Origin of the sequence: Stenotrophomonas sp. SPM, from assembly GCF_003105135.1 — a bacterium.
Taxonomy (GTDB): Bacteria; Pseudomonadota; Gammaproteobacteria; order Xanthomonadales; family Xanthomonadaceae; genus Stenotrophomonas.
Genome location: NZ_QETL01000011.1, coordinates 14,966 through 29,539, shown reverse-complemented (window position 1 = coordinate 29,539; position 14,574 = coordinate 14,966). Strand labels below are relative to the sequence as shown.

Sequence of the window (14,574 nt, the reverse complement as noted above, 5' to 3'; positions counted from 1 at the left end):
CCTGATGGGGAACCGGCGATTCCGCCCGCGGGATAGGTATGCGGGACGCGTGGAAGCGCTGATGGTTCCGGGGTTGGGCTTCCCTGTTGCCTCCGTGGCCGAACTCCTTGCGGAGCACCCCGGCACGGATGGGGGCAACAAGTGTGGATTCGCCGATGACGTACGGCGTGGACGGTGTCCCGCGCACAGGGCGGCAGGACATCCGGGGAATTATAGCCCGGAGGCGGCGTCCACTGCAATTACGGGTTCCGGTGCGGGCAGGATCAGCGCCTGCCCATCCTGCAGTTGGGCCCGGAAACGGCCGCCGCGGTAGCCGTCGGCACGGGCCGGCAGCTGCCAATGGCGCTCCCGGGCTGCCAGCACATACCCGGCGAGACCCGGCAGCAGCACGTGCGGCTGGCCCTGTGCGTCCTCGTACACGAGGTCGCTGAGGCGGGCGTGGCGGAGCCCCTCATTATGCAGTCTCAGCTCGGGCTGCGCCGCATCGCCGGCCCTCTCCACCCAGAGGCGAGCCCGCGCGCGGGCGGGATCACCGCCGCGGAACAGCGGCAGGGAATAGCGGGGCTGCCGGCGGTCATCGGGGGTCAGTAGCACCCGGTAGGCCTGTTCGGCGGCGACCGGTGCGGGCGTGCGTGGCAGCAGCCAGACCCGCTGGCGGGCGCCGGCGGGCAGGTCGATCAGGGTGGGGCTGGCCAGGACCTGCTCGCTGCGCTGCAGCCGTTCGGCACCGGTCTGCTGGTCCCAGGCCCAGATCTGCAGGCGCCCGCGCCAGGGCGCCGGGCCGGGGTTGTGCAGCCACAGTTCGGTACGGCCGCCGGCCGCGGGCAGCTGCAGGGTGGTCGGCACCAGCTCCAGTGCCGCCGCCGGCAGGGCCAGCAGCAGGGCCAGCAGGCCGGGCAGCCAGCGCCTGGGCATCAGTAGTAGACCGTCGGTGGTTCGGGCAGCGCGGGGTCGCCTTCGTCCCCGGTCGGCGGTGCGAGCTCGCGGACCTGTGCGGGCAGGGCAGGGGCCTCGCTGTACTGTGCGGGGACCGGGCAGGGGTCGGTCGTGCCGGGCGTGGTGGCGCAGCCCTCGACCACCACCAGGCGGATCTGCAGGGCGGTGGTCGCCGGCTCGGCGCGGGCGGTCATGCTGGCTGCCAGCATGGCTGTCATCGATAGCGCACGTACCACCGGCTGTCTGCCCTGCTGGAAATCCCTGAGCGCGGTATCGGCCGCGATCGGCGGATCTGTAGCGTCGAGCTTGCTCGACTTCCGCGCAGTCGAGCATGGCTCGACTCTACAAAAGGTGCAGTCGAGCATGGCTCGACTCTACAAAAGGCGCAGTCGAGCATGGCTCGACTCTACAAGGTGCGCGGGGATTCAATAGGTGATGGTCACCGTGATCCGGTCGTTGTAGGTACCGGCCGGCGGCTGCCCGGTAACCGGCGGCACGCGGCCGTAGATGGTCAGCTGCTGCGCCGTGCCGGTGCCGGTGCCGCTGGCAGTGTCCACGGTGAGGGTGTTGCCCCAGCGCTGGCTGCGCGCGGCATCGCGGTACAGCTCGTAGCCCAGGTAGTACCTGCTGCCACCGATGGTCGTGCTCATCCGCCGGGTGCTGGTGGCGGGGTTGTTCTGGCCGTTGTCGAGGCTGACCTGGTAGGCGGTGTTCTTCAGGCAGGTCAGGGTCAGGGTGGCGGTCTGGTCGATGTTGGCGGGGATGCCGCCGGTGACGTTGCCGAAGTTCATGTCGGTGGTGACGTAGCTGCCACACAGCGGCAGCACGTTGGCGGTGGCGGTGAAGCTGAAGGCCGCGCTGGCCGTGGCGTTGCCTGTGGCGCCGCCGTTGCACGTGGCCGGCACCGTCGCGGTGCCGAGCAGGACTTCGTTCCAGGCCCAGGTGAGCACCACGCTGGCACCGCTGAAGGTGCTGCTGTAGCCACCGGAGGCCAGCACCTGGTTGGCCGGGATCTGAGCCGTCAGGCTGGTGCTCTGTGCGCCGCTGCCGCCGGTCAGCAGTGGCACGTTGTAGCTCATGGTCAGTTCCTGCGCCGGCGGTGTCCCGCGCGGCACCAGGCCGGTGACCTCGCTGAGGCTCGGGGTGTTGTAGAGCTGGAAATTCATGGTGTCGGCGGTACCGGTGGTCATCGTCCGCCAGGCGGAGTTGCTGCCGCCGGTGCCGGGGCCAATGCCCACGCAGACCCGCACGCCGGTGGTGGCCAGCAGGCTCAGCGCGGCGGTGTTGCAGGTGACGGTGATGTTCAGCGTGGCGGTGGTGGGGCCAGCCGCGAGGCTGTTGATGGTTTTGAAAGGCAGGGTCGGGTTGGCGGTCGCCACGCAGGTCGCGGTGGCGCGGGCCGGCGCCGCCAACGCCAAGCCGGCCAGCAGCAGCAGGACCAGCAGCAAGTCTCGGGCGGTCATCGCGCGGTCTCCGGGATGCATTGCAGGGCGGCCGGGCGCGGCTGCGCGCCGCTGGCCACGACCTGCTGCTGCTCCGGTACGCGGGAACGGCACTGGCCGCTGCTGGTAGTGACGTACAGCGTCGTGCCGGGGCTGACGTCTTCCAGGTACAGCAGGCCGTCGTAACCCACCGTGGCCTGGCGGCCATCCGGCAACCGGACCTCGCTGCCGGGTTCCAGCGGTTGGCCCTGCAGGTCCTGCAGGATCAGAGTCACCGACGGCCTTGCGCGCAGCTTGAAGGTCACCCCGGTACCGGCACGCTGGCGCGGCGTGACCCAGTCCTCGATGCGGTCGGCACGCATGTTGGCCGGCAGGTCCAGGGTGTCGATCGAGACGCGGTTGCGCTGCCAGGACAGCAGTGGGCTGACCAGCAGCAGGCCGCGGTCGTCGGTCACGCCGATCAGCCGGTTTTCCAGCCGCACCGGCACGCCGCCGACGCCGCCGGTGCTGACCACCGCGAAGGCATCGGAAACTTCGCGCGTGGCGAAGGTATGCCCGTCCATCCACACCAGGCTGCCACTGGCGCTGGCATAGGCGAAGTTCAGTCCGCCCTGGCGCGATGCGCCGAATGAGTAGCGGCCGACGTCGTTGAGGATCCCGACCTCGGCCAGGCCGCCGGTGCCGTCGTCGCCCTGGCGGACCTGGGCGCGCCAGCCGATGCCGCTGGCGCTGCCATCGCCCGGCACCGGCTGGGTGACATCGGCCACCCAGCTCTGGGTACCGCCGTTGCGCTGGCTGGACACGCTGGCCTGGCGGTTGTTGCCCAGGCTGGCGGTCAGTGACAGGTAGATGCTGCGGTCCTCGGATCTGTCCAGATTCTGGTTGACCGACAGGTAGGCCGACCAGCGCGCACTCCAGCTGCGTGACCAGAACAGGCTGGCATAGCGGTTGTCGTCGCCGTCGGGGTAGCGCAGCCGCAGGTAGCTGGCGCTGAGCGTGCCCAGTTTCAGCAGGTCCACGCCGACGGTGGCCTGCTCGCTGATGCTGGGTGGCAGATTGTCCTGCAGTGCGCCCAGATCGCGGAAATCGCCGTGGCTGCGCACGCTGCGCAGGTTGAAGTTGAAACGGCGGTTGTTCCAGCTGTAGCCCACCGCCCATTGCCCGCCCTGCAGGCCCTGATAGCGGCTGTGCGCGTAGGCCACGTTGACCACGCCGGCGCTGCCCAGCTGCCACCAGCCGCCCAGGCCGGCCTCGGCCAGGCCGGCGCCGCCCTCGGCATGGGCCTCGCCGGTGAAACGGTCGCTGATGCCGCCGCGCCAGGTGGCGCTGGCCACGGTACGGTCGTCGTAGGCGAAGGAGCGCTCGCCGAACTGCTCGCGCAGCCGGCCCACGCCCAGCGACCAGTCCGACAGGCCCTTGGCCAGCAGCTGCTGGGTGCCATAGAAACTGAAGTCCAGGGTCTGCATGCGGCCGAACGCATCGGTCACCACCACCTGGGCGCTGCCGGTGCCGCTGATCCCCGGCTGCGCAGCCAGCTGGAACGGACCGATCGGGACCTGGCCGCTGTATTGGCGCAGGCCGTCCACGTAGAGCTCGACGGTGGAGGGCACCACGGCCTGGCCGAGGAACGACGGGGTCGGGGTCAGCACGCGGTAGGGCTGCAGCCCATAGTTGCGGCCGATCTGGATGCCGCCCAGGCGCACCGGTCGTGACCAGTCGACGTAGCCGCTGTAGAAATCACCCACTTCCAGGGTCAGCGCCTGCTCCGGAAAATCCAGCGTCCAGCGCGTGTCCAGGCGCACGCTCTCGCTGCGCCAGTGGCGATCCTCGGCCTGCTGGTAGCGGCGGCTGATGGCGGTGTTCTCGAACGTGCCGTCGCCGAGCCCGAAGATGCGCAGTTCCGAGGCCACGCTCAGGTTGGCCAGGTCGTCGACGTGGCTGCCGTACACGTCGTAGTTGAACAGCACGCCGGGCGAGGCCTCGCCGCTGGGCGCATTCACCTGCGGGCGGCTGAGCACGGTGGTCGGCAGGATCAGCTGGTCCAGTGGCACGTCCAGCGCGAGGGTCTGCAGGCCGGCGTCATAGCGCACCACCACGCCGTTGAGCTGGTCCAGGAAAACCGGCGCCTGGCCGGTAGCGTTGAAGCCGAGCTGGCGCAGCACCTCGGGGCTGGCCTGCAGGCGGCCACGGTCTTCGACGAAGGGCAGCAGCCCGCGCGGCGTGCTGTTCAGCAGCACGTCTAGGTACAGGGTCTGGGTGGCGGTGAGCGGGGTCGGTGCCGGTGCCGGTAGGATGGCATCGGCCGACACCCCGGAAACATCGGCGGCAAGCGTTGCCGCGGGAGCCAGGGCCGCACCCAGCAGCGCGCTCACCAGGGCCTCAGCGAGCCGCTGGGGGCGATAGCGGTGTCTGCGCGGACTCGCCATTGAGCTTGGCCGTGATCTCGTCGTTGTCGCGGTCGATCGCCGTGCGTTCCAGCGGCCAGCGCATTACCTGCCCGGGCAGCACGTAGCCGAGCAGCCCGGGGTAGATGATGCGCGGCCGCTTCGCGCTGCCCAGCGCCAGGTCGGCGATCTGCGCATAGCTGTTGCCGCTGTTGCGGATTTCCACGCCGTTGCGGCCATCGTCCAGCCGCACCAGCTGCGCCTGTAGCTGCGGGGCCACCGTGCCGCCACCGCCGGGCTGGATGAACACCGGGATGGAATAACGGAGGACGAACTGCATGCCTTCGGCGCGGGTGGCCAGGTCCGGCACCTCGTCGACGATCAGGCGGTAGAACTGCTGGCTGGCAGGTGGCTGCGGATCGGTGCGCATTACCCGGATCAGCTGCTGCTGGCCGGCCGCCATTTCCTGCATCGGCGGGGTGGCCATCAGGTCGGTGGTGGGCAGCAGCTGCTCCTCGCCGTCCTGCTGACTCCAGCGGAACACCCGCACCTGTACCTTCACCGGTGACGCGCCACTGTTGGTCAGCCACAGTTCGGCGGCGCGCTGGCGCGGGTCCATCTGCAGGCTGGTGGGCGCCACCTGCATGCTGGTGGCCGCCGCCGCGGTGGCCGCCACGGCGAGGCCGAGCAGCAGCGCCACCCCGATGGCGAGCCACGGGCGGGGAAGGGCCATCCGATGCTACCCCATCAATAGGTGATCGTTGCGGTGACAGTGTCTAGGTAATTACCGGCCGCGGCGTTGTTGGTGCTCAGGTTGGTGATCTGGCCATACACCTGGTAGGGCACCGCCAGACCCGTGCCGATACCGGCCTGGGTGTTGGTGCCCGAAGTGGCGCCCCACACGAGGGTGTGCGCGGCATCCTGGTAGAGCTGGTAGCCGACGAAATTGTTCGCCGTGACCGCCGCATTGGTGTTTTTCATCCGCCGGGTAGTCACGTCGTTCGCGGTGCCGGCATTGGCGCCCGCGTTGAGCGAGATCGTGTAGGGGGTCAGTGCCGAGCACTGTGCGGTGACCGTGCCCTGGCCGACCGTGGGGGTGGCGGTGGTCGACGCGGCCGTGCCGAAGTCGACGTTGGTGGCGGCAGCTGCGGTGATCGTGCACGCCTTGGTGACGACCAGGGTGACGTTGAAGGTGGTGGTATCGGCGGCGGCGGCAGGGCCGGCCAGAAGCAGGGCCACGGCCCAGATGATGGGGGAACGGACTACAGATCGCATGTACAACCTCCCTGACCCGAGGGTCTGTTGAACAGGACGGTGCGGCACGTTCTGGACCGCATTTGTGACTGTCTGGTTCAGCCTGGGCGGGTAAGTGTCTGTATTCAGTGATATTTGCGTTGAACAAAGCGTGGGGTGGGTCACGTTTTCACGGTCCTTGCCGGATCCGTGCATCGTCAGTATCCCCAGTTGGGTGGCGTTCGTTCAGATTGCGGCCGGATCGGCGATAATGGGTGCCATGAGCGTGAATCTGAAAACCCCGCAGGAAATCGAGGCGATGCGCATCGCCGGCCGCCTGGCCAGCGAAGTGCTCGACATCGTCACCCCCCACGTCAAGCCCGGTGTCACCACCGAGGAGCTGGACCGCATCTGCCACGACCACATCGTGAACGTGCAGGGCGCCACGCCGGCCAACGTCGGCTACCGCGGCTTCCCCAAGAGCGTGTGCACCTCGGTCAACAATGTCATCTGCCATGGCATCCCCAGCGAAGGGAAGGTGCTCAAGGACGGCGACATCATCAACATCGACGTCACCGTCATCAAGGACGGCTGGCACGGCGATACCAGCCGCATGTACTTCGTCGGCACGCCGTCGGTGATGGCCCGCCGCCTGGTCGAAGCCACCTACGAAGCGATGTGGCGCGGCATCCGCGCGGTCCGTCCGGGCGCGACCCTGGGCGACATCGGCCATGCCATCCAGAGCTATGCCGAAAGCGAGCGTTTCAGCGTGGTACGCGAGTACTGCGGCCACGGCATTGGCAAGGTCTACCACGATGAGCCGCAGGTGGTGCATTACGGCCGCCCGGGCCAGGGCCTGGTGCTGCAGCCGGGCATGACCTTCACCATCGAGCCGATGATCAACGAGGGCACCCGCTACAACAAGGTGCTGCCGGACGGCTGGACCGTGGTGACCAAGGACCGCAAGCTGTCGGCACAGTGGGAGCACATGATCGCGGTCACCGAGACCGGCGTGGACGTGCTGACCCTGTCGCCGGGCGAATCGCAGGTCTCCTGACGATGCTGCCGGCGGGTTCACTGCTGGACGCGCCGGCCGATTCGCTCGAGGATCCCGAATGGGCGTCTGCCGCACGGCAGGCGCTGCAGCAGGCCGATGCGCGCCTGTACCGCCGCTTCGACCAGGGCGACAACATCGAGCGCCTGATCGCGCTGCGCGCGCGCGCCGCCGACCACCTGATCCGCCTGGCCTGGCAGCGTTGCGTGCCGGCCGGCAGCGGGTTGTCGGTGTTCGCGGTGGGGGGCTACGGCCGCGGTGAGCTGTTCCCGCGCTCGGATATCGACCTGCTGGTGTTCGGCGATGCGCCTGCGCAGCTGGCCCATGAGGCTGGGCTGTCGCGACTGTTCGCACTGCTGTGGGACTGCGGCCTGGCGGTCAGCCATGCCGTGCGCTCGGCGGCGCAGTGCCGTGAGGCTGCCGCCGACCAGACCGTGCTGACCGCACTGATCGAAGCCCGCCCGATCGTGGCCGACGAGGCGGCCCGGCGCGCGCTGCGCGGGGCCATCGACGACCGCGAACTGTGGCCGGCACGCACCTTCTTCCTGGCCAAGCTGGAAGAGCTGCGCAACCGCCACGAGCGCTTCGGTGATACCGCCGACAACCTGGAGCCGGACCTGAAGGACGGCCCCGGTGGCCTGCGCGATCTCAACACCCTGGGCTGGATGGCCCTGCGTGCGTTCGGCGTGCGTGACCTGGAAGCGCTGGTCGGCCTGGGCCACCTGGGCGCCGATGAAGCGGCTGCGCTGAAGCGCGAGCGCGCGGTGCTGGCACGCCTGCGTTTCGGCCTGCACCTGGTGGCGCGCCGCCCGGAAGAGCGCCTGCGCTTTGATTACCAGAAGACCCTGGCCGCGCGCCTGGGCTTCGAAGACGACGCCGAGAACCTGGGCGTCGAGAAGATGATGCAGGGCTTCTACCGCGCCGCCCTGGTGGTGCGCCGGATCAGCGACCGCCTGCTACAGCGCTTCGAGGAGCAGTTCGACGGCGAGGCGCAGCCGGAACCGTTGACCGTGGGCTTTTCGCTGCGCCGCGGCTACCTGGCCGCCAATGATGCCGAGTGGCCGTGCGGTGACGTCGGCCAGGTTTTCGCTCTGTTCGCAAGCTGGGCCAACAACCCGCAGATTCGCGGCCTGCATTCGCTGACCGCGCGCGCGCTGGCCGAGGCGCTGCCGCTGCTGCCGGCCTACGACCGCGCCGACGCCAATGCGCGCGAGCAGTTCATGGCCCTGCTGCGTGGCCAGCGCCCGGTCGACACGCTGTCGCGCATGGCGCGGCTGGGCGTGCTCGGGCAGTGGATTCCCGCCTTCGCTCAGGTCAGCGGGCGCATGCAGTTCGACCTGTTCCATGTCTACACGGTCGACCAGCACACGCTGATGGTCCTGCGCAACATCGGCCTGTTCGCCAGCAGCCGTGCCGACGAACGTTTTTCCATTGCCCACGAAGTCTGGCCGCGCCTGCGCAAGCCCGAGCTGTTGCTGCTGGCCGGCCTGTTCCATGACATCGCCAAGGGCCGCGGCGGCGACCATTCCGAACTGGGGGCGGTGGACGCACGCGCGTTCTGCCACGCCCACGCCCTGAGCGGCAGCGATACCGAACTGGTGGCCTGGCTGGTGGAGCAGCACCTGCGCATGTCGGTGACCGCGCAGAAGCAGGACATCGCCGATCCGGTGGTGATCCATCGCTTCGCCACCCTGGTCGGCAGCCGCGACCGCCTGGACTACCTGTACCTGCTGACCTGCGCCGACATCGCCGGCACCAGCCCCAAGCTGTGGAACGCGTGGAAGGACCGGCTGCTGGCCGACCTGTACTTCGCCACCCGGCGTGCGCTGCGCGATGGGCTGGAGCACCCGATGCCGGCCGCCGAACGCGTGGCCGAGGCGCGCGACAGCGTGCGCGCGCTGGTGCGCGAGCAGGGCTACGACGATGCCACCATCGACCGCCAGTTCGCGGTGATGCCCGACGAGGGTTTCATGCGCCTGCGCCCGGAACAGCTGGCCTGGCAGGCCTCGGCGCTGGTGCCGATCAAGCAGGGCCACACCCTGGTGAAGGTGCGCCGGATCAGCGTGGACGACCCCGCGCTGGAAGTGTTCGTGCACTCGCCCGACCGCGATGGCCTGTTCGCTGCGATCGTGATGACCCTGGACCGCAAGGGCTACGGCATCCACCGCGCACGCGTGCTGGATGGCCCGTCGGACACCATTTTCGATACCTTCGAAGTGAGCCCGGCCGACACCTTCGCCGACGGCAGCAGCGCCAATCTGGAGGCCGCGCTGCGCGAAGCGCTGGGTGGCGACCTGACCCTGCTGCGCCCCTCGCGGCGTGTGGTGCCCCGCCAGCTGCGCCACTTCCGTTTCGCCCCGCGCATCGAGTTCCGCGATGAACCCGGCGCGACCCGATTCGCCCTGGTCGCCCCCGACCGCCCCGGCCTGCTGGCCGACGTGGCGTTCGTGCTGCGCAACCAGGGCCTGCGCGTTCATGACGCGCGCATTGCCACGTTCGGCGAACGCGCCGAAGACACCTTCGTGATCAGTGACGAACACGACCTCCCCCTGACCGAACCCGCCCGGCAGCAGCTGCATGACGCAATGCTGTCCTGCCTGGACCCTGATCGAAACGCCGGAGACCCCACCTGATGGCCACCAAGCCCGTGAAAAAGACTGCTGCGACCGCCAAGAGCGCAGCGGCGAAGAAGACTGCCGCACCGAAGAAGGCCGCCCCGGCCAAGGCTCCGGTGAAGAAGGCCGCTGTTGCGAAGAAGCCGGTTGCGAAGAAGGTCCCCGCCAAGAGCGCCGAAGCCGCACGCGCCGAAACCATCGCCCGCAAGTCGCTGCGCAAGCCGCCGGTGCCGGGCGTGGAAGAACTGAAGTTCGGCATCGAAAGCGCCTTCGATCGCCGTGCCACGCTGACCCTGCACGAGCTGGAAGGGTCCACCCGCCCGTTGGTCAACCGCGTGATCGATGGCCTGGAAACCGGTGAATTCCGCGTTGCCGAGCCGGACGGCCACGGTGGCTGGAAGGTCAACGAGTGGCTGAAGAAGGCCGTGCTGCTGTACTTCCGCGTCAACGACATGGCTGTGGTCGACGCGCGCCCGGCGCCGTTCTGGGACAAGGTCGAGTCGCGCTTCGCCGGCTATGACGAAGCGAAGTTCCGTCGTGCTGGCGTGCGCGTGGTGCCGGGTGCGATCGCCCGTCGCGGCACGTACTTCGGCAAGGACGTGGTGCTGATGCCGAGCTTCACCAACATCGGCGCCTACGTCGGCGAAGGCACCATGGTCGATACCTGGGCCACCGTCGGTTCCTGCGCGCAGATCGGCCAGCACTGCCACCTGTCCGGCGGCGCCGGCATCGGCGGCGTGCTCGAGCCGCTGCAGGCCAGCCCGACCATCATCGAAGACCACTGCTTCATCGGTGCGCGTTCGGAAGTGGTGGAAGGCGTGGTCGTCGGCCACCACAGCGTGATCGGCATGGGCGTGTTCCTCAGCCAGAGCACCCGCATCTACAACCGCGCCACCGGCGAGATCACCTACGGCTACATCCCGCCGTACAGCGTGGTGGTGTCCGGCTCGCTGCCGAGCAAGGACGGCACCCATTCGCTGTACTGCGCGGTGATCGTCAAGCAGGTCGATGCCAAGACCCGCAGCAAGACCAGCGTGAACGACCTGCTGCGTGGCCTGGCCGACTGAAGGTGACTGCGCCGGAGGACCTGGCGCCGTCGGCGATCTACCGGCATCCGTCCGACAGCCTGTTCGGACGGGTGCTGCCGCGCCGTTGCGGGTCGTGTCCGAGCGCCTGTTGTGAGATTCTGGCCCTCTGTTTTCCTGCATCACAGATGGCCATGAGCACCACTGTCTACGGTTTGAAGAACTGCGATACCTGCAAGAAGGCGACCAAGTGGCTGGACCGCTTCGGCGTGCCGTACACCTTCGTCGACTACCGCGACAACAAGCCCAGCCCGGAAACCCTGCTGGAATGGGCCGCGCAGCTGGGCGGGCTGGGCGCGATGGTCAACAAATCGTCCACCACCTGGCGACAGCTGCCGGACAACCGCAAGGCCGCTGATTCGGATGCCGAGTGGAAGCTGCTGCTGCGCGAGTATCCGCAGCTCATCAAGCGCCCGGTGGTGGTCACCGGCGACGGCACGGTGAGCCAGGGCTTCAGTGACAACGGCTTCAAGGCGCGCTTCGGCGTGGGTGGCGCGTGAGCGCCGTCCTCGACCTGGCCTGCGAGCTGATCGCGCGGCCGTCGGTGACGCCCGACGATGCGGGCTGCCAGGCGTTGCTGTCCGCGCGCCTGCAGCAGGCCGGTTTCCAGTGCGAACACCTGCGCCTGGGCGAGGTCGACAATCTGTGGGCGACCCACGGCAGCGGCGCACCGGTGCTGGTGCTGCTGGGCCACACCGACGTGGTGCCGCCGGGGCCGCGCGAAGCGTGGCAGAGCGATCCGTTCACTCCGCAGATCCGCGACGGCGTGCTGTATGGCCGTGGTACTGCGGACATGAAGGGCAGCGTGGCGGCCTTCATCATTGCCGCCGAGCAGTTCGTGGCCGCGCATCCTGACCATGCCGGCACGCTGGCCGTGCTGCTCACCAGCGACGAGGAAGGCGATGCCATCGACGGCGTGCGCCATGTCGCGCGCCTGTTCTCCGAGCGTGGCCAGCGTATCGACTGGTGCATCACCGGCGAGCCCTCATCGACGGCGACGCTGGGCGACCTGCTGCGCGTCGGCCGCCGCGGCAGCCTGTCGGCCAAGCTGCGCGTGCAGGGCGTGCAGGGCCACGTGGCCTATCCGGACAAGGCACGCAACCCCATCCACCAGGCGGCGCCGGCTCTGGCCGAACTGAGTGCGCGGCGCTGGGACGAGGGCTATGAAAGCTTCCCGCCGACCAGCCTGCAGATCTCCAACATCCACGCCGGTACCGGTGCCAACAACGTGATTCCCGGCGAGCTGGAGGTGGATTTCAACATCCGCTACAACCCGCACTGGGATGCACCGAAGCTGGAAGCGGAGATCAGCGCGCTGCTGGACCGGCACGGCCTGCAGTACACGCTGAAGTGGCACCGCAGCGGCGAGCCGTTCTACACCCCGGAAGGCCCGCTGCGTGCGGCCGCGCGCGCGGTGCTGGCCGAACACATCGGCCGTGCCCCGGAAGAGAGCACTGGCGGTGGCACCTCCGATGCGCGCTTCATCGCACCGCTGGGTGCGCAGTGCATCGAAGTGGGGCCGGTCAACGCCAGCATCCACCAGGTTGACGAGAACGTACGCGTGGACGAGCTGGAGGCCCTGCCGGGCCTGTACCAGCGGCTGGTGGAGCGCCTGCTGGCGTAACCCCGCAATCCCGCCCGGGTGGGTGCCGACCGATGGTCGGCAGAGTGGCGACCCCGCAGTTGGTGGGTGCCGACCGTTGGTCGGCACGGCTCCTGTGGTTGCCAACGCAACTGTTGCACGGCCCCAGAAACCGCGATACGGTCAGTGCCATGTCAATCCACCTGGCCACCGCCGTCAACAATAGCAACCGCAATAATCTGCGCGCGAATAATCGTGCGCGGCCGATGCGGGACTGCGCCCTGGGTAGATAGACAGCAACATACGCCCGGACACCAGAAAACCCGCATCGGCCGATGCGGGTTTTTTTGTGCCCGGGCGCAGCCCTCCCGGGTCTGGTTGGCCGGTCGAACACCTTCCCCCCGTGTAATCCCCCACAACAGGAGCGCCACCCATGTGTTCGATCTTCGGAATCTTCGGCCTGCAGGCCGGTGACGATCTTCCCGCCCTGCGTCGCCACGCGCTGGAACTGTCGCAGCGCCAGCGCCACCGCGGCCCGGACTGGAGCGGCGTGTACCTGGACGAAGGCGCGCTGCTGGTGCACGAGCGCTTGGCCATCGTCGACCCGGCCGGCGGCTCGCAGCCGCTGCTGTCGGCCGACGGCCAGCTGGCCCTGGCGGTCAACGGCGAGATCTACAACCACCAGGCCCTGAAGGCCGCGCTGACCACCGCGTATGACTTCCAGACCGGTTCGGACTGCGAGGTGATCAACGCGCTGTACCGCCAGGGCGGCTCGCCGGCGCAGTGGCTGGAACAGCTCAACGGCATCTTCGCCTTCGCGCTGTGGGACCGCGATGCCGGCCGCGTGCTGGTGGCCCGCGACCCGGTCGGCGTGGTGCCGCTGTACTGGGGCCACGATGCGCAGGGGCGCCTGCGCGTGGCCTCGGAAATGAAGGCGCTGGTAGATTCCTGCGCCGACGTCGCGCAGTTCCCGCCGGGCCACTACTACGACAGCGCCAGCGGTGAACTGGTGCGCTACTACCAGCAGCCGTGGCGCGAGTATGCCGACGTGGAAGGCCGCCAGGCCGACCTGGCCGAACTGCGCCAAGCCTTCGAACAGGCGGTCGAGCGCCAGCTGATGAGCGACGTGCCGTACGGAGTGCTGCTGTCCGGTGGCCTGGATTCCTCGCTGGTGGCCGCCGTGGCCGCGCGTTATGCACGCCGCCGCATCGAGGATGGCGGCCAGAGCGAAGCCTGGTGGCCGCGCCTGCACTCGTTCGCGATCGGGCTGAAGGGGTCGCCGGACCTGGCCGCTGCCGCCATCGCTGCCGAAGCGCTGGGCACCGTCCATCACGGTTTCGAATACAGCTTCGAGGAAGGCCTGGACGTGCTGCCGGAAGTGATCCGCCACATCGAGACCTACGACGTCACCACCATCCGTGCCTCCACGCCGATGTTCCTGCTGGCGCGCCGGATCAAGGCGATGGGGGTGAAGATGGTGCTGTCCGGCGAGGGCAGCGACGAGATCTTCGGTGGCTACCTGTACTTCCACAAGGCGCCGGATGCTCGCGAATTCCACCAGGAACTGGTGCGCAAGCTCGATGCCCTGCACAACTACGACTGCCTGCGCGCCAACAAGTCGATGATGGCCTGGGGCGTGGAGCCGCGCGTGCCGTTCCTCGACCGTGAGTTCCTCGATGTAGCGATGCGCTTCGATGCCGCGCACAAGATGGTCGGTGCCGGCTTTGGCGGCCGCCGCATCGAAAAGGCGGTTCTGCGCGAGGCGTTCGATGGCTACCTGCCGGACAGCATCCTCTGGCGACAGAAGGAGCAGTTCAGCGATGGCGTTGGCTATGGCTGGATCGATGGGCTGAAGGCGCACGCCGAGGCGCAGGTGAGTGACCGCGTGCTGGCAGCGGCCGACAAGCGCTTCCCGCATAACCCGCCGCAGACCAAGGAGGCGTACTACTACCGCCACCTGTTCGAGCAGTTCTTCCCGAGCCGTGCCGCGGCCGAAACCGTGCCGGGCGGCAAGTCGATCGCCTGTTCGTCGCCGGCCGCGATTGCCTGGGATGCGAGCTTTGCTGCAGCCGCTGACCCGTCCGGCCGTGCCATCGCCGGCGTCCACGAGCAGGCCCTGGCCTGATCTTTCCGCCGGGCATGGCCCGGCGCCACCGAAGAATGATTCCGCCGGACACGGGCTGGCGCTACCTTCCCCGGTAGCGCCGGGCCATGCCCGGCGGGCGCGCGAAGAAGGACGTATC

At 68.7% G+C, this 14,574-nt stretch carries 12 protein-coding genes; 6 read left to right on the top strand and 6 right to left on the bottom strand.

Annotated elements, in window-relative coordinates; translation table 11 throughout:
- Positions 1–210: 210 nt before the first annotated feature.
- The 6 genes from DCO49_RS04755 to DCO49_RS04730 are packed head-to-tail and all read right to left on the bottom strand — an operon-like array spanning position 211 to position 6,037.
- Entirely contained in the window at positions 211–915 is a 705-nt protein-coding gene (locus tag DCO49_RS04755) for a fimbria/pilus periplasmic chaperone (RefSeq protein ID WP_116863040.1), read from the bottom strand.
- Complete coding sequence (locus DCO49_RS20485; protein WP_243402664.1) at positions 915–1,301, bottom strand: hypothetical protein; 387 nt, start codon at positions 1,299–1,301, stop codon at positions 915–917. Before DCO49_RS20485 ends, DCO49_RS04755 begins: the two co-directional genes overlap by 1 nt.
- Before the next feature lie 60 nt (positions 1,302–1,361).
- A complete protein-coding gene (locus DCO49_RS04745) occupies positions 1,362–2,399 on the bottom strand; it encodes a spore coat U domain-containing protein (protein WP_116863038.1) in 1,038 nt (345 codons plus the stop codon).
- Complete coding sequence (locus DCO49_RS04740) at positions 2,396–4,750, bottom strand: fimbria/pilus outer membrane usher protein (protein WP_243402663.1); 2,355 nt, start codon at positions 4,748–4,750, stop codon at positions 2,396–2,398. The genes DCO49_RS04745 and DCO49_RS04740 overlap by 4 nt, the downstream gene beginning before the upstream one ends.
- 7 nt (positions 4,751–4,757) lie before the next feature.
- Complete coding sequence (locus tag DCO49_RS04735; RefSeq protein ID WP_116863036.1) at positions 4,758–5,495, bottom strand: molecular chaperone; 738 nt, start codon at positions 5,493–5,495, stop codon at positions 4,758–4,760.
- 14 nt (positions 5,496–5,509) lie between these two features.
- Positions 5,510–6,037 carry a spore coat U domain-containing protein gene (locus tag DCO49_RS04730; RefSeq protein ID WP_116863035.1) on the bottom strand — a complete coding sequence of 176 codons (528 nt, stop codon included), beginning with the start codon at positions 6,035–6,037 and terminating at the stop codon, positions 5,510–5,512.
- Between the two features lie 238 nt (positions 6,038–6,275).
- Between DCO49_RS04730 and map the strand changes: the two genes are divergently transcribed.
- The 6 genes from map to asnB all read left to right on the top strand — a co-directional run bounded on the left by map (position 6,276) and on the right by asnB (position 14,456).
- Positions 6,276–7,052: a type I methionyl aminopeptidase gene (map, locus tag DCO49_RS04725; protein ID WP_207776460.1), complete on the top strand. Its 777-nt coding sequence runs from the start codon at positions 6,276–6,278 to the stop codon at positions 7,050–7,052.
- A 2-nt stretch (positions 7,053–7,054) separates the two neighbouring features.
- Positions 7,055–9,682, top strand: coding sequence for a [protein-PII] uridylyltransferase (locus tag DCO49_RS04720; protein ID WP_116863034.1), 2,628 nt, complete (start codon positions 7,055–7,057; stop codon positions 9,680–9,682).
- The gene (gene dapD / locus DCO49_RS04715; RefSeq protein ID WP_116863033.1) at positions 9,682–10,731 is read left to right on the top strand and encodes a 2,3,4,5-tetrahydropyridine-2,6-dicarboxylate N-succinyltransferase; all 1,050 of its coding nucleotides are present in this window, start codon (positions 9,682–9,684) and stop codon (positions 10,729–10,731) included. The genes DCO49_RS04720 and dapD overlap by 1 nt, the downstream gene beginning before the upstream one ends.
- A gap of 146 nt (positions 10,732–10,877) precedes the next feature.
- Positions 10,878–11,249 (top strand): arsenate reductase, encoded by a 372-nt coding sequence (locus DCO49_RS04710; RefSeq protein ID WP_207776459.1) that lies wholly within the window; start codon positions 10,878–10,880, stop codon positions 11,247–11,249.
- The gene (dapE, locus tag DCO49_RS04705; RefSeq protein WP_116863032.1) at positions 11,246–12,373 is read left to right on the top strand and encodes a succinyl-diaminopimelate desuccinylase; all 1,128 of its coding nucleotides are present in this window, start codon (positions 11,246–11,248) and stop codon (positions 12,371–12,373) included. The genes DCO49_RS04710 and dapE overlap by 4 nt, the downstream gene beginning before the upstream one ends.
- A 391-nt stretch (positions 12,374–12,764) precedes the next feature.
- Positions 12,765–14,456: an asparagine synthase B gene (gene asnB / locus DCO49_RS04695; protein WP_116863030.1), complete on the top strand. Its 1,692-nt coding sequence runs from the start codon at positions 12,765–12,767 to the stop codon at positions 14,454–14,456.
- The last annotated feature ends 118 nt before the right edge of the window (positions 14,457–14,574 follow it).